This window comes from Kribbella sp. CA-253562 (assembly GCF_050942265.1).
GTDB lineage: Bacteria > Actinomycetota > Actinomycetes > Propionibacteriales > Kribbellaceae > Kribbella.
Genome location: NZ_CP192049.1, coordinates 7,246,892 through 7,261,154, shown reverse-complemented (window position 1 = coordinate 7,261,154; position 14,263 = coordinate 7,246,892). Strand labels below are relative to the sequence as shown.

Sequence of the window (14,263 nt, the reverse complement as noted above, 5' to 3'; positions counted from 1 at the left end):
GATGACCGAGCTGAGAACCGAGCGACTGCTGCTGCGCGAGTGGACCGAGGCCGACAAGGAGCCGTTCGCCGCGATGAACTCCGATCCGGCGGTGATGGAGCACTTCCCGGCGGCGATGACGCGCGAGGAGAGCGACGCTTTCGTCGAGCGCATCGGAGCGCAAATGGCCGAGTGGGGGTTCGGCCTGTGGGCGGTGGAGGTCCGCGACACCGGCCGCTTCATCGGCTTCACCGGCCTGTCCCGGCCGAGCTTCGAGGCGCACTTCACCCCCGCGGTCGAGATCGGCTGGCGCCTGTCGAAAGATGCCTGGGGCAATGGTTATGCGACCGAGGCGGCCCGCGCCGCGCTCGCGTACGGGTTCGGCCCGGCCGGCCTGGACGAGATCGTCTCGTTCACCGCGACCACGAACCTGCCGTCGCAGCGCGTCATGCAGCGCATCGGCATGACGCACGACGAATCCGACGACTTCGACCACCCGCGCGTGCCGGCCGGCCATCGGCTGCAGCGGCACGTCCTCTACCGCATCGCCCGCCCCTGACATGCCGTACGCAGTGATCAGCAGCCCGATCGGCGACCTCACGCTGGTCGGTTCGCACGACGACGAACTGGTCGGGCTCTACATGGAGCAGCACCGCCACCAGCCGGCCGTCGAAACCTTCGGCCCGCGCGACGACACGATCCTGCCGAAAGTGGTGCACGAGCTCACCGAGTACTTCGCCGGCGAACGCACCACCTTCGACGTCCCGCTCGCCCCGATCGGCACGCCGTTCCAGCAGGAGGTCTGGACCGCGCTGCAGGACATCCCGTACGGCACCACCACGACGTACGGCGAACTGGCGCTGGCGCTCGGCAAACCCCTGTCCGCCTCCCGGGCCGTCGGCCTGGCCAACGGCAAGAACCCGATCAGCATCATCGTGCCGTGCCACCGCGTCGTCGGCTCCACCGGCAGCCTCACCGGCTACGGCGGCGGCCTGCCGCGCAAGCAAGCCCTGCTCGACCTGGAACGCGGAGACGCGTTGTTCTAGGCCCAGGACTCGCTGAACAGCACGGTCCCCTCCGGTACGACGACCCGGCGGCTGAACGACTCGGGCGTCCGGTCCTCCTCCGGCGCCGCGTACTCCTCGGGCGCGACGTACACCCGAGCAGCCGCCAGGAAGTCCGTGCCCGGCAGATCCAGCCAAGGCTCGCCCGCCTCGTGCAGGAGCGCGTAGACCGCCTGCTGGACGTCCTCGACCGCGACGGCCGCGTCCGCCTCGGTCTCCGTCGGCCACAGCCGCCGGTGCGCCGCCCGCCCGGCCGCCAGCAACTCGCCGGGCTCGTGCACCCCGAGGTCGACCCGGGTCACCAGCGTGAGCACCTCGACCGGTACGTCGCGGGTGTCGTCCTCGTCCGCGAAGTCGTCGTCCTCGTCGTCGTCCAGCGGCAGGGCCGTGGTTCCGGTGTGGTCGAAGACGGCGTCGTCCCAGTCCCGCAGGAGACCTTCGAGCGTGTCGTTCGCCGCGAACAGCCTGGACTGCTCCGCGCTGCCGCCCCGCAGGTCGAGCAGGGTCGCGACGTGGTCGCGCAGCCCGGCGATCAACGCATCGGTGCTGTGCCGGAGTACCGCGCGGCTCTCGTCGGAGAACTGGTCGATCTCTTCGATGTCGTCCATCTGCTCAGCATGCTCCCAAACCGGCTAAGAAAGTGCTCATTGGATGAGCACTTATCTGCGGCAGAGTGGGATCAGACGGCGAGGAGAGGATGGTCGAGATGACCAGCAAGGCGGCGGTGGCGAAGGTGGACATGTCGGACGACCTGGCGGTGCGGCTGGAGACCGTGCAGGAGTGGCGCGCGTGGCTCGAGGCCCACGGGCGGACCGAGCGGTCGGTCTGGCTGGTGGTCGGCCGGGGCGGCGAGGGCGTGGACTACCTCGCGGCCGTCGAGCACGCGTTGTGCTTCGGATGGGTGGACAGCAAGACGATCCGGCGCGACGACAGCACGACGTACCAGTGCTTCACGCCGCGGAATCCGCGCAGCACCTGGAGCAAGGTGAACCGGGAGCGGGTGGCCCGGCTGACCGCTGAGGGACTGATGGCGCCGGCCGGCCTCGAGGTGGTCGAGCAGGCGAAGAAGTCCGGGACCTGGGACGTGCTGGCGGAGGCGCAGGACCTGATCGTCCCGGCCGATCTTCAGCAGGAGCTCGACCGGAACGCCGAGGCGGCCACGCACTTCCAGGCGTTCCCGCCGTCGTCGAGGCGGCTGATCCTCGAGTGGATCGCGCTCGCCAAGCGGCCCGAGACGCGGGCCCGGCGGATCCAGCAGACGGTGGAGCTCGCCGCGGTCAACCAGCGCGCCAACCACCCGAGGTGAACGCCCACCACTGACCAACCTGCCCGCAATCGCCGAACCTCACCAAGCCGCAGGCGTAGCCGTGGGCCAGACCGCGGCTTGGTGAGTGGTGCACGTTCAGCTGCCGGTGTTGGCCGGATCGTCCAGCCGCTCCTCGGCCGGCCCATCCACCGGTCCGCCGGCTGCCCCGCCGGCCGCTGCAGGCATCGGAGCGGCCTTCCGGCGACTCGTGAGCTTGCGCGCGACCGGCTCGGTGTAGCGGGCGGCAACCGGCCCGAGCATGACCAGGATCAGCACGTACGCCGTTGCCAACGGCCCCAATCTGGGTTCGACGCCGACCGCCAGGCCGGCGATCACGATCGAGAACTCGCCGCGCGCCACCAGCGTCCCGCCGGCCCGCCAGCGACCGGCCGTCTTGATGCCCGCGCGCCGGGCGGCGTACCAGCCGGTGAGGATCTTGGTCAGGCCTGTGACGACCGCGAGTCCCAGTGCGACGCCGAGTACCGGCGGGATGTCCCGGGGATCGGTGCTCAGCCCGAAGAACACGAAGAACACCGCCGCGAACAGGTCCCGCAACGGGCTCAGCAGATTCCGCGCACCGTGCGCGACCTCGCCCGAGAGCGCGATCCCGACCAGGAACGCGCCGACCGCGGCCGACACCTGCAGCTTCGCCGCGATGCCCGCGACCAGCAGCGTCAGCCCGAGGACGACGAGCAGCAGCATCTCCGGGTTGTCCGACGAGACCGCCCGGCTGATCAGCCGTCCGTACCGCAAGGCGACGAACAAGACGATGCTCACCGTGCCCAGCGAGATCAGCAGCGTGATGCTTCCGCCGGCCAGGCCGACGCCGGCCAACAGGGCTGTCAGGATCGGCAGGTAGACGGCCATCGAGAGGTCCTCGAGCACCAGGATCCCGAGGATCACCGGTGTCTCCCGGTTACCCAGCCGGCCCAGATCGCCGACCACCTTCGCGATCACGCCGGACGACGAGATCCAGGTGACGCCGGCCAGTGCGACGGCCGCGACCGGACCCCAGCCGAGCATCAGCGCGACGGCCGCGCCCGGCAACGCGTTCAGCACGAAATCGACGACGCCTGACAGGTACTGCGTCTTCAGTGTGGTGACCAGGTCGGAGGCCGTGTACTCCAGCCCGAGCAGCAACAGCAGCAGGATCACGCCGATCTCGGCGCCGGTGGCAACGAACTCCTCGCTGGCGTCCAGCGGCAGCAATCCGCCGTGGCCGAACGCGAGCCCGGCCAGCAGGTACAGCGGGATGGGTGAGAAGCCGAACCGGCCGGCGATCCGGCCGAGGATGCCGAGTGCCAGGATGACCGCGCCGAGCTCGATCAGCAGCATCGTCATGTCGTGCACATCAGCCTCCCGAGATCAGGTCGGCGACGGCGTCCACGCCCTCGCGGGTCCCGACCACGACGAGCGTGTCGCCGACGGTGAACCGGAAGTCCGGCGTCGGGGACGGCGTCGCGCCGGTCCGTCGCAGCACCGCCACGATCGACGCCCCGGTCCGGCTCCGGGCCTGGGTGTCGCCCAGCGTCCGGCCCGAGTACGGCGACCGGCCGGTGATCGGGATCTGCTCGGTGACCAGGTCGATCTCCAGGTCGTTGCGCAGCGGGTCGATCGGCGTCGGGATCAGCAGCTGCGCCAGCGCGGCCGCCTCGCCCGGATCGAGCGGGACCGAGTTCGTGCAGTTGTCGTCGTCGTCGGGATCGTGAAAGCCCAGGAACCGCCGTCCGTCCTCGTGCACCACGATCGAGACGTGCTTGCCACCGTCGGTGGTCAGGTCGTAGCGCGTGCCGATGCCCGGCAGGGTGGTCCGGGTCGGGTGGGCGTGGTCCATCGTTTCCTCCGGCAGGGAGATAGTCGGCTCCTGCAACCATTCTCCCGTACGGCGCCAGGCCGCGCTGTGATCTGTGCTGCACTCAGGTGCAGTGCAACGAGTTGCATAGGTAGGGTGGCGCCACCAGGAGGTGGTTCACGGTGGCGCTCGAGCACGCGTTGCTGGTCTCGCTCAGCGAGCGGGAGGGCTCGGGGTACGAGCTGGCCCGGCGGTTCGACCGGTCGATCGGCTTCTTCTGGGCGGCGACGCACCAGCAGATCTACCGCGTGCTGCGGCGGATGGAGGAAGCCGGCTGGGTCACCCACACCGACATCGCGCAGGAAGGCCGGCCGGACAAGAAGGTCTACCAGGTCGCCGACGCGGGCCGGGCCGAGCTCACCCGCTGGCTGGCCGAGCCGATCGAGCCGACGAGCCTGCGCGACGAGCTCGGCGTGAAGCTGCGCGGCGCGTCGCTCGGCGACGAAGCCGCCGTACTGCGGGAGATCGAGCGGCACCGCGACGAGCACGCCGCGCGGCTCGCGGCGTACCAGGCGATCGAGCGGCGCGACTTCCCCAAGCCGGGCAAGCTGTCCGGCCGCGAACTGCACCAGTACCTCGTGCTCCGCGGTGGGATCCGCGCGGAGCAGTCGTTCACCGCGTGGTGCGACGAGGTCGTCCAGGCCCTGCGAACGGAAGGCGCCCGATGAACGACTACCCGACCCTGCTGTCCCCGCTCGACCTCGGCCACGTCACGCTGCCGAACCGGGTGATCATGGGCTCGATGCACACCGGTCTCGAGGATCGCGCGCGCGACCTTCCGAAGCTGGCGGCGTACTTCGCCGAGCGCGCCCGCGGTGGGGTCGGCCTGATCGTCACCGGCGGCTACGCCCCGAACCGGACCGGCTGGCTGACGCCGTTCGGCTCCCGGCTGTCGACTCGCCGGCAGGCCGCGCGGCATCGGATCGTGACCGACGCCGTGCACGCCGAGGGCGGCCGGATCGCGCTGCAGATCCTGCACGCGGGGCGGTACTCGTACCACCCGTTCAGTGTCTCGGCGTCCGCGCTGAAGGCGCCGATCAACCCGTTCCGCCCACGCGCGTTGTCGGATCGAGGCGTCCGGCACCAGATCGACGCGTACGTCGAGTGCGCCGCGCTGGCCCAGGAGGCGGGGTACGACGGTGTCGAGATCATGGGGTCCGAGGGTTACTTCATCAACCAGTTCCTTGCCGAGCGCACCAATCGCCGGACCGACCACTGGGGCGGTACGGCGGAGAACCGGCGGCGGCTGGCCGTCGAGATCGTCCGCCGGACCCGCGAACGGGTCGGCCCGTCGTTCCTGATCATCTACCGGTTGTCGATGGTGGATCTGGTCGAGGGCGGGCAGACCTGGCCGGAAGTCATTGCTCTGGGCAAGGAGATCGAGGCGGCCGGGGCGTCGATCATCAACACCGGCATCGGCTGGCACGAGGCGCGGGTGCCGACGATCGTGACGTCGGTGCCGCGGGCGGCGTTCACCTCCGTCTCTGCCGCCTTCCGGCCGCACGTCGGGATCCCGGTGGTCACCTCGAACCGGATCAACCTGCCGCAGGTCGCCGAGGAGGTGCTGGCCCGGGGCGACGCCGACCTGGTCAGCCTGGCCCGGCCGTTCCTGGCCGATCCGGAATGGGTGCTCAAGGCAACTGATGCGCGCGCGGACGAGATCAATGTCTGCATCGCGTGCAACCAGGCGTGCCTGGATCACGTGTTCGCCAAGCGGCTGGCCAGCTGCCTGGTCAACCCGCGCGCCGCGCGCGAGACCGAGCTGGTGTTGCTGCCGACCCGTCGTACGAAGAAGGTCGCGGTGGTCGGCGCCGGACCGGCCGGGCTGTCGGCGGCGGTGACGGCCGCGGAACGCGGGCATTCCGTGGAACTCTTCGAAGCCGCCGACGAGATCGGCGGCCAGTTCGGCATCGCGCGCCGGATCCCCGGCAAGGAGGAGTTCGCCGAGACGATCCGCTACTACCGCCGCCGGCTCGACCTGACCTGCGTCAAACTCCACCTCGGCCGCCGCGCCACCGCCGACGACCTGACAGACTTCGACGAGGTGATCGTCGCCACCGGCGTCGTACCGCGGATTCCGTCCATCCCCGGCATCGACCACCCCAAGGTCCTCACGTACGCCGAACTGGTCCGCGGCGAACGCCCAGCCGGCCGCTCCGTCGCGGTCATCGGCGCCGGCGGAATCGGTGTGGACGTCTCGGAGTACCTCACCACCAGCGCGTCGCCGACCCTCGACCTGCCCGCGTGGAAGGCCGAGTGGGGCGTCGGCGACCCGACCGTCGACCGCGCCGGCCTCATCGCCCCCGCCCCCGAACCCGCCGCCCGCGAGGTCTACCTCCTGCAACGCAAACCCGGCAAAATCGGCGCCGGCCTCGGCAAAACCACCGGCTGGGTCCACCGCGCGGCGCTCAAGAACAAGCAGGTCACCCAACTCCGCGCCGTCAACTACGAACGCATCGACGACGAGGGCCTCCACATCACCTTCGGCCCCAAACGCGAAAACCCACGCACGCTGGCCGTCGACACGGTGGTCCTCTGCGCCGGCCAGGAATCGGTGAACGACCTGGCGACCCAGCTACGCACCCGAGGCCAATCCGTCCACGTCATCGGCGGCGCCGACGTAGCCGCCGAACTGGACGCCAAACGAGCCATCGAACAAGGCACCCGCCTCGCGGCCGAACTGTAGAAGAACAAGAGAGAAGAACAAGAGAGAAGAACAAGAGAGGGCTCTGGTTGCTGCCGGCTTGAGAGGTGGCAGGTCGCGTGGAGTCAGGACGACGTGGCGGCAGAGCCACGGCCCGAGCGGAGCGCGGCAAGCTCGGTTCTGATTGACCCTCAGCGAGAATCTCAGCGTGGAACCGGAAACAGAGATTCAGTGGTCGCCGTGGCTGCCGCTCGAGGAGGCCGCGCGCGTGGCGCCGCTCAAGCCCGGGGTGTACGTAGCACGTGAACGGCTGACCCATCAGATCGTGTACATCGGCATGGCGGGTGAGCGACGAGGGCGCGGTCTGAGGGACCGTCTGCGCGTCTACCTCACGGGCAAGGCGGCCGTTAGTGGTCTCGGGGAAGCGGCCCTTGACCGCGCGCTCGCGGACCACGCCTGGCTCTCCAAGATGATCCAAAGAACACGCGTCGAGGGGCCGCTGAGAACCAAGCAGTGGGCGCAAGCGGCGCTGACCCGAGCCGACCTTGAGCTGAGATGGTTCGTCACACCAGACAAGGCGTCGGCGCTGGTCGCCGAGCAGCGGCTCATTGCCTTGGCGGAGGCCCAGCTCTGGAACCGTCGGAGGTAGGTGCGCCTATGGAGATAGTGTGCGCAGGTCGCACCGAACTGAGTCGGGGTGGCTGAGCGAGTCCTCCTAGGAGGCCGGCAGGTACCTCACGGCCCACTACGCGGCCCGCCGGTCTCATCGTCGCCGTCAGCTGGTGGTTGGCACGTACTGGTCCGACGACAACTCGTACACGCGTACGGGCCGGCCGCTGGTGGGATTGACGGTCTCGCGGGCCAGTTGCATCCCCAGTTTGGTCATGATTCGTTCGGAGGCCTCGTTGCCCACCTGGGCGATGCTGACGATCCGTTTCAGGCCTCGCTCTTCGAACCCGAACCGTACGGCGGCCGCGGCGGCTTCGGTGGCCAGGCCGTGGCCCCAGTGGGAACGGCCTAGGCGCCAGCCGACCTCGACGGCCGGGAGTATCTCCGGCATGAAATGGGGCACCGAGAGGCCGGTGAAGCCGGCGAGTTCGCCGGTTGACCGGATCTCCACGGCGAACAGGCCGAAGCCCTGCGACTCCCATTCGCTCTCCCAGGCCTGGATTCCGGCGCGCGTCTGGTGTTCGTCGCGGACGCTGCCGTCGCGGATCCAGCGCATGACCTCGGGGTCGGCGTTCACCGCCGTCATCGGCGCGACGTCCTCCTCGCGCCAGCGACGCAGGAGCAAGCGGGGAGTCTGGAGCGTGAGCATCCAGTCATTCTGGATCAACCGCTCGGTGTTGGCTCGATCACCTTCCGCGAAGCTGACAAGTCAGGTTAGGTAAGGCTACCCTCCTGCCATGCGAGAGTCGGTGGGGCTGGCGGGCGCCGGGTTGCGGCTGGGGTATCACGGGCGGTTGGTGGTCGACGATGCCGCGTTGAGCATCGAGCCGGCCGCGGTGACCGCCCTGGTGGGCCCGAACGGGAGCGGGAAGTCGACGCTGCTGCGGGCGATGGCGCGGTTGCACAAGCCGGAGGCCGGGACGGTGACGCTGCCCGGTGGCGAGGACGCGCTGGCGTTGTCGCAGAAGGAGTTCGCCCAGAAGGTGACGCTGCTCTCGCAGTCGCGGCCGACTCCGAACGGCGTCAGCGTGCGCGACGTGGTCGGCTACGGCCGACACCCCTACCGCGGGCGCTGGCGCAACGACGACCCGGACGGCAACGCCGCGATCGAGCACGCGATGGACGTCACCGGCGTCACCGCGATGGCCGAGCGGGCCGTCGACGAACTGTCCGGCGGCGAGCTGCAGCGCGTCTGGCTCGCGACCTGTCTGGCGCAGGACACCGGCGTCCTGCTGCTCGACGAGCCGACCACCTTTCTCGACCTGCGCTACCAGATCGAGATCCTCGACCTGATGCGCGACCTGGCCGACGACCACGGCGTGGCCGTCGGCGTCGTACTGCACGACCTGAACCAGGCGGCCGACGTGGCCGACCGGATCGTCCTGCTCGACCACGGCAAGGTCCGCGCGACCGGTACGCCGGCCGAGGTCCTGCAGACCGAGGCGTTGTCGGAGACCTACGGGATCCGGATCGACGCCAGCACCGACCCGGCCACCGGGCGGATCAGCACCCAGCCGGTCGGCAGGCATCTGCACCGGCACATCCTTCAAAACATCTGAGGTTCCCCGATGAGAAGAGTCACCGCCCTGGCCGCCGGCTTGTTGCTGGCCCTGACCGCCTGCGGCAGCAGCGAGCCGGCCGCGACGCAGTCCGACGGGTCTCCCGTCGCCGCTCAGCCCGTCTCGATCACCGACGCGCGCAACAAGAAGATCGACCTGCCCAAGCCGGCGGCGAAGGTGGTCGGCCTGGAGTGGGGCGTGGTCGAGAACCTGATCACGCTCGGCGTGATGCCGGTCGGCGTCGCCGACGTGAAGGGCTACACCACCTGGGTCACCGCGGCCAAGCTGGACGCGAGCGTCAAGGACGTCGGCACCCGCGGTGAGTCCAGCGTCGACGCGATCGTTGCTCTCAACCCCGATCTGGTGATCACCACCACCGACGAGTCCGCGAGCACGATCGCGCAGCTGGAGAAGGCCGCGCCGGTGCTCGTCGTCCGGGGCGCCGACGCCAAGAACGCGATCCCGCAGATGAAGAAGAACCTCGAACTGGTCGGCGCCGCGATCGGCAAGACCAAGGAGGCCGCCGACGCGAACGCCGCGTTCGACCAGGCGGTTGCCGAGGGCAAGAAGAAGATCGCCGACGCGGGCAAGGCCGGCGAGGGCTTCACGATGGCCGACGGCTACAAGCAGGGCAGCACGATCTCGATCCGGATGTTCACCAAGGGATCGCTGCTCGGCGCGGTGGCCGGCGAGCTCGGCCTGAAGAACAACTGGACCGGCGAGGGCGACCCGGACTACGGCCTGGCGCAGACCGACGTCGAGGGCCTGACCAAGCTCGGCGACGGCAGCTTCCTCTACATCGCCTCGACCTCCGACGGCGGTGACGTGTTCGGCGGCGACCTGGCCAAGAACGCGATCTGGAAGAACCTGCCGTTCGTGAAGTCGGGCAGCGTGCACCGGCTGCCCGACGGCATCTGGATGTTCGGCGGACCGAAGTCGACCGAGCAGTTCATCGACGCCACCGTGCAGGCAGTCACCTCTTGACCCAGCTGACCACCGAGCGGCCGCGGGTCGCCGAGGCCCTCCAGCCGGTACGGCGGATCCGCGTCGCCGGGGTGTTCGTGATCGCGCTGGCCGCGGTCGTCGTACTGGCCGGAGTGCATCTGACCCAAGGGACCTCGTCGGTCGGCGCCGGAGACCTGCTGCGGCTGGTGTTCGGGCAAGGCACCGACAACTCGGCCAACGTGCTGATCGCCTCGCGGCTGCCGCGGCTGCTCGCCGGTGTACTCGTCGGTCTCGCGCTCGGCGTCGCGGGCGCCGGGCTCCAGTCGCTGGCGCGCAACCCGCTCGCCTCGCCGGACACACTGGGCGTCAACGCGGGCGCGTACCTGGCCGTCGTGACGGTCGCCGCGTTCGGGATTCCGCTGCCGGTGCTGCCCGCGGGCGGCGTCGCGTTCCTCGGCGGGCTCGCGGCCGCCGTACTGGTGCTGGCGCTGTCAGCCGGCGGGACTTCTGGTCCGACCCGGTTGATCCTCGCGGGATCGGCGGTGGCGATGGCGTTGTCGGGACTGACGACGTTGCTCTTGCTGCTGCGTCGCGAGGAAACGATCGGGAGCTTCGCCTGGGGGAGTGGGACGCTGGTCCAGACCGACCTCGACGCCGTCGGCCAGATGGCGCCGATCGTCGTGGCCGGTCTGGTCGCGGCGTTGTGGCTGGCGTCGCGGCTCGACCTTCTCTCGCTGGGCGACGACACGGCGTCGGTGCTCGGCGTCCGGGTACGGCGTACGCGGGTGCTGATCACGCTGGTCACGGTCATGTTGTCCGCGGCCGCCGTGACGGTGGCCGGGCCGGTCGGCTTCGTCGGGCTGGTCGCGCCGGTGCTCGTGCGGCTCGTCGCGCCGCTGGTGCCGGGGTTGATGCGGCACCGGGTGCTGCTGCCGTTGTCCGGGGTGTCGGGCATCCTCGTGGTGCTCGGGGCGGACGTCGTACTGCGAGCTGTGCTCGGTGGTCAGGCCGGCGTGGAGATCCCGACCGGCATCATGACGATGCTCGTCGGCGCGATCGTGCTGGTGTGGCTGGCGCGTCGCTACCGTGACTCCGGGCCGAGCCGTACGCCGGCCGGCGCGTCGTCCGGGCTGCGGAGTGTGCGCACGTTCTGGATCGTGACGGGTGTGCTGACCGTGCTGCTGGTCGGCGCGGCGGTGATGGCGATGCTTGCCGGAGACGCCTTTCTGAAGACCGGCGACATCGCGAACTGGATCAACGGCCGGTCGGGACGGGCGATCACCTACGTCCTGGACCAGCGGTTCCCGCGGGTGCTGTCGGCGATCCTGTGCGGTGCCGCGCTGGCGATCGCCGGGGCGACCGTGCAGGCCGTCTGCCGCAACCCGCTGGCGGAGCCGGGAATCCTCGGCATCACCGGCGGCGCCGGAGTCGGTGCCGTGGTCACCTTGATGGTGGTGCCTTCGGCAAGCATCTGGCTCTTGTCCGGTGTCGCCTCCGCGGCCGCGCTGGGCACCTTCGCGCTGGTCTACCTGGTCTCCTGGAGGGGTGGGCTCAGTTCGGACCGGCTGGTGCTGATCGGGGTCGGCGTCTCGTCGGCGACGACCGCGATCATCACCTTCGTCATCGTCTACACCAACCCGTGGAACATCACGATGGCGATGACCTGGCTGTCCGGCAGCACGTACGGCCGGACGCTTCCGCAGGTCATCCCGGTCGCCGCGGCTCTGGTCGTGCTCACGCCGGTCGTGGTCATGGCCCGGCGGGAGCTCGACCTGCTCTCCCTGGACGACGACGTGCCGCGCATCCTCGGCGTACGGCTGGAACGCACGCGCCTGCTCGCGCTCGCCGCCGCCGCGTTGATGACGTCAGCCGCGGTCTCGGCGATCGGCGTGGTCGGCTTCGTGGGCCTGGTCGCCCCGCACGCCGCCCGGGCGCTCGTCGGCGGACGCCACTCCCGCCTCCTGCCCGTCGCTGCGCTGCTCGGCGCGGTCCTGGTCTCGGTGGCCGACTCCATCGGCCGCACGGTCCTGGCTCCCGCCCAGATCCCGGCGGGTTTGCTCACCGCGATGATCGGCGCGCCGTACTTCGTCTACCTGCTGTGGCGGACGAGGACCACTCGTCCTTGAGCGGTGTATCTGCACCACCCACCAACTCCCGCTCCGACGCCTTCGGCACGCCTGGCGGCGGTCGCCGACCGGGCTCCGGAGGTCGTTTGGTGGGTGGTGCAGGTCCGCACTGAGGAGTCGACGACCCCGCTGACAGACTGACGGCGTGAGTTCATCCCTTCAGGCCGCGCTGGACCTGGTCGTGCGAGATCTGGCGAGCACCGGCGGGATCACCCTGCGGGTGCTGGACGAGGCAGACGACGATCCGCTGTACGAGTCGGTCTGGTTGCTGTCCGGGCGGAGGGCGCGGACCGGATTGCTGGCGCCGCGGTTCCTGGCGGCGGACGAGCGGGTCGTGCACGTGGCTGACCAGGTGCAGGAGTTCGTGCTGGAGGAACTCGGGCGGCTCGGAATGCCTGCGACCTGGCCGGAGTGCCCGGAGCATCCGGAGTCGCATCCGCTCGAGGTGCGGCTGGCGGACGGTGGGCCGAGCTGGGTGTGCCCGAAGGCCGAGCGCACCGTCGCGCGGATCGGGCAGCTCGGCTGAATCAGTCCGCGGCCTTGGCGGCGGCCTTCTTCGCCTGCTTGTATTCACGGACCTTGAGCAAGGAGTCGGCGTCGACCACGTCGGCGACCGAGCGATAGCCGTCCAGGGCGTAGTCGCCGGCGGCGGCTTCCCAGCCGTCGGGCTTGACGCCGAGTTGCTTGGCCAGCAGGGCGACGAAGATCTGCGCCTTCTGCTTGCCGAAACCGGGCAGCTCCTGGACTCGTTTGAGCAGTTCCTTGCCGGTGGTGGGCTCGGTCCACAGGCGCGTGACGTCACCGTCGTACTTGGACTCGATCAGGGCCGCCAGCTCCTGGAGACGGGCGGCCATCGAGCCGGGGAAGCGGTGGATCGCCGGCGGCTGGCTGCAGAGGATCTTGAACTCCTCGGGGTCCGCGGCGGCGATCGCGGCGGGGTCGAGAGTGCCGAAGCGGCTCAGGACCTTCCAGCCGCCACGGAACGCGTGCTCCATGCCGTACTGCTGGTCGAGCATCATCCCGACCAGAACGGCGAACGGGTACTGGTCGAGGACCTGGTTGGCCTCTGGTTCGTTGGCGATCTGGAAGCCCATACCGGCATGATTCCACGTCGCGAGGACCTCGGCGTACTGCACACTGGAGGTCCACGCCGCCCGAGTCCGGAGGTTCCGATGAGCGAGGCCGTCAACGACTACCGCCGGCTGCCGGACCCGATCCGGATCGAGGACACCGTCGTGTCGGTGCCCGGGACCGCGCCGGGCGACCCCGACGCCGGGCGCAACATCGACCAGGACCTGGCGGTCGGCGTCCGCGACCTCGGCTGATCCGGCTCCGGGGTACCGAGCGTCCGCGCGCCGCACCCGCCGTCACACCGCCTGTCCGCGCGCCCGCATCCCGCCGTACGGCAGCCGCGCAGACGGCGCCCACCCGCGTGCGGGTTAACCCGTGGATCCACGCCGGACATCCGGCGGGACGCCGAGGGCGGGCCTATGCTCGGCAAGGGCAGGCCGACGGGAAGGGGTGCGGATGGACGTCCGGGATCTGGATCGACGGGCCGGAGCGGTGCTCGGCGAGGTGGTCATGCAGGTGCGGGCCGAGCAGTTGTGGTTCCCGACGCCCTGTCCCGACTGGACCGTCCGCGGTTTGCTGCGGCACATCGTCAGCGACAACGAGGGCTTCGCCGCCGCGGCGGCGAACGGTTCGGCGCCGGTGCAGACCTGGAACGGCGGGCGCCTGGGTGACAACCCGGCGGGTGCCTACCGGCGGTCCAACGTGAAGGTCGCCGAGGCGTTCGCCGACGGCGGCGCGCTGGACCGGCCGATCGAGGTGCGCGAGTTCGGGACGTTCCCGCGCCGGGTCGCGCTGACCTTCCACCAGCTCGACTGCATCGTGCACGCCTGGGATCTGGCCAAGGCGATCGACATCCCGTACGACCCGCCGCTCGACATGGTCGAGATGGCGCTCGGCCTGGCCCGCCGGATCCCCGACACCGACAGCAGCCGCGGCCCGGGCGCCGCGTTCGAACGCGCGGTCAAGGTCCCCGGCGACGCCTCCGACTTCGACACCCTGCTGGCCCTGCTCGGCCGCAACCCCGACTGGGTCTCACCGCTCGACTGAA

17 protein-coding genes are annotated in these 14,263 nt (G+C 70.1%); 12 read left to right on the top strand and 5 right to left on the bottom strand.

Annotated features, from left to right (window positions below):
• Position 1: 1 nt before the first annotated feature.
• The gene (locus ACQPXM_RS34380; protein WP_432941814.1) at positions 2 to 538 is read left to right on the top strand and encodes a GNAT family N-acetyltransferase; all 537 of its coding nucleotides are present in this window, start codon (positions 2 to 4) and stop codon (positions 536 to 538) included.
• Position 539: 1 nt separating this feature from the next.
• A complete protein-coding gene (locus ACQPXM_RS34375) occupies positions 540 to 1,025 on the top strand; it encodes a methylated-DNA--[protein]-cysteine S-methyltransferase (RefSeq protein WP_432941812.1) in 486 nt (161 codons plus the stop codon).
• Here the strand turns inward: ACQPXM_RS34375 and ACQPXM_RS34370 are convergent.
• Positions 1,022 to 1,651: a hypothetical protein gene (locus ACQPXM_RS34370; protein WP_432941810.1), complete on the bottom strand. Its 630-nt coding sequence runs from the start codon at positions 1,649 to 1,651 to the stop codon at positions 1,022 to 1,024. The two genes, ACQPXM_RS34375 and ACQPXM_RS34370, sit on opposite strands and share 4 nt — an antisense overlap.
• Before the next feature lie 98 nt (positions 1,652 to 1,749).
• Here ACQPXM_RS34370 and ACQPXM_RS34365 point away from each other — a divergent pair, with 98 nt between their 5' ends.
• Positions 1,750 to 2,349 (top strand): YdeI/OmpD-associated family protein, encoded by a 600-nt coding sequence (locus ACQPXM_RS34365; protein ID WP_432941808.1) that lies wholly within the window; start codon positions 1,750 to 1,752, stop codon positions 2,347 to 2,349.
• Between the two features lie 96 nt (positions 2,350 to 2,445).
• On the opposite strand, the gene ACQPXM_RS34360 is transcribed toward ACQPXM_RS34365, so the two are convergent.
• A complete protein-coding gene (locus tag ACQPXM_RS34360; protein WP_432941806.1) occupies positions 2,446 to 3,690 on the bottom strand; it encodes a cation:proton antiporter in 1,245 nt (414 codons plus the stop codon).
• Positions 3,691 to 3,700: 10 nt separating this feature from the next.
• The gene (locus ACQPXM_RS34355; protein ID WP_432941803.1) at positions 3,701 to 4,219 is read right to left on the bottom strand and encodes a cation:proton antiporter regulatory subunit; all 519 of its coding nucleotides are present in this window, start codon (positions 4,217 to 4,219) and stop codon (positions 3,701 to 3,703) included.
• A 104-nt stretch (positions 4,220 to 4,323) separates the two neighbouring features.
• On the opposite strand from ACQPXM_RS34355, the gene ACQPXM_RS34350 reads away from it, so the two are divergent.
• The 3 genes from ACQPXM_RS34350 (at position 4,324) to ACQPXM_RS34340 (ending at position 7,494) form a co-directional block, all read left to right on the top strand.
• Positions 4,324 to 4,869 carry a PadR family transcriptional regulator gene (locus ACQPXM_RS34350; protein ID WP_432941800.1) on the top strand — a complete coding sequence of 182 codons (546 nt, stop codon included), beginning with the start codon at positions 4,324 to 4,326 and terminating at the stop codon, positions 4,867 to 4,869.
• Positions 4,866 to 6,887, top strand: coding sequence for an FAD-dependent oxidoreductase (locus ACQPXM_RS34345; RefSeq protein WP_432941797.1), 2,022 nt, complete (start codon positions 4,866 to 4,868; stop codon positions 6,885 to 6,887). The genes ACQPXM_RS34350 and ACQPXM_RS34345 overlap by 4 nt, the downstream gene beginning before the upstream one ends.
• Positions 6,888 to 7,053: 166 nt before the next feature.
• Positions 7,054 to 7,494 (top strand): hypothetical protein, encoded by a 441-nt coding sequence (locus ACQPXM_RS34340; protein WP_432941794.1) that lies wholly within the window; start codon positions 7,054 to 7,056, stop codon positions 7,492 to 7,494.
• Positions 7,495 to 7,620: 126 nt separating this feature from the next.
• Here the strand turns inward: ACQPXM_RS34340 and ACQPXM_RS34335 are convergent, their stop codons facing one another.
• The gene (locus tag ACQPXM_RS34335; protein ID WP_432941792.1) at positions 7,621 to 8,163 is read right to left on the bottom strand and encodes a GNAT family N-acetyltransferase; all 543 of its coding nucleotides are present in this window, start codon (positions 8,161 to 8,163) and stop codon (positions 7,621 to 7,623) included.
• 88 nt (positions 8,164 to 8,251) lie between these two features.
• On the opposite strand from ACQPXM_RS34335, the gene ACQPXM_RS34330 reads away from it, so the two are divergent.
• The 4 genes from ACQPXM_RS34330 to ACQPXM_RS34315 all read left to right on the top strand — a co-directional run bounded on the left by ACQPXM_RS34330 (position 8,252) and on the right by ACQPXM_RS34315 (position 12,670).
• Entirely contained in the window at positions 8,252 to 9,073 is an 822-nt protein-coding gene (locus ACQPXM_RS34330) for an ABC transporter ATP-binding protein (RefSeq protein ID WP_432941790.1), read from the top strand.
• Positions 9,074 to 9,082: 9 nt separating this feature from the next.
• Complete coding sequence (locus ACQPXM_RS34325; protein ID WP_432941787.1) at positions 9,083 to 10,057, top strand: ABC transporter substrate-binding protein; 975 nt, start codon at positions 9,083 to 9,085, stop codon at positions 10,055 to 10,057.
• Positions 10,054 to 12,144: an iron ABC transporter permease gene (locus ACQPXM_RS34320; protein WP_432941785.1), complete on the top strand. Its 2,091-nt coding sequence runs from the start codon at positions 10,054 to 10,056 to the stop codon at positions 12,142 to 12,144. Before ACQPXM_RS34325 ends, ACQPXM_RS34320 begins: the two co-directional genes overlap by 4 nt.
• A 145-nt stretch (positions 12,145 to 12,289) precedes the next feature.
• Entirely contained in the window at positions 12,290 to 12,670 is a 381-nt protein-coding gene (locus ACQPXM_RS34315) for a hypothetical protein (RefSeq protein WP_432941782.1), read from the top strand.
• Position 12,671: 1 nt separating this feature from the next.
• Here ACQPXM_RS34315 and ACQPXM_RS34310 read toward each other — a convergent pair whose 3' ends face one another.
• Positions 12,672 to 13,238, bottom strand: a complete 567-nt coding sequence (locus ACQPXM_RS34310; protein WP_432941780.1) for an HhH-GPD-type base excision DNA repair protein — start codon at positions 13,236 to 13,238, stop codon at positions 12,672 to 12,674.
• Positions 13,239 to 13,316: 78 nt separating this feature from the next.
• Here ACQPXM_RS34310 and ACQPXM_RS34305 point away from each other — a divergent pair, with 78 nt between their 5' ends.
• Positions 13,317 to 13,469, top strand: a complete 153-nt coding sequence (locus ACQPXM_RS34305; protein WP_432941777.1) for a hypothetical protein — start codon at positions 13,317 to 13,319, stop codon at positions 13,467 to 13,469.
• A 202-nt stretch (positions 13,470 to 13,671) separates the two neighbouring features.
• Entirely contained in the window at positions 13,672 to 14,262 is a 591-nt protein-coding gene (locus tag ACQPXM_RS34300; protein ID WP_432941774.1) for a TIGR03086 family metal-binding protein, read from the top strand.
• Position 14,263 lies beyond the last annotated feature (1 nt).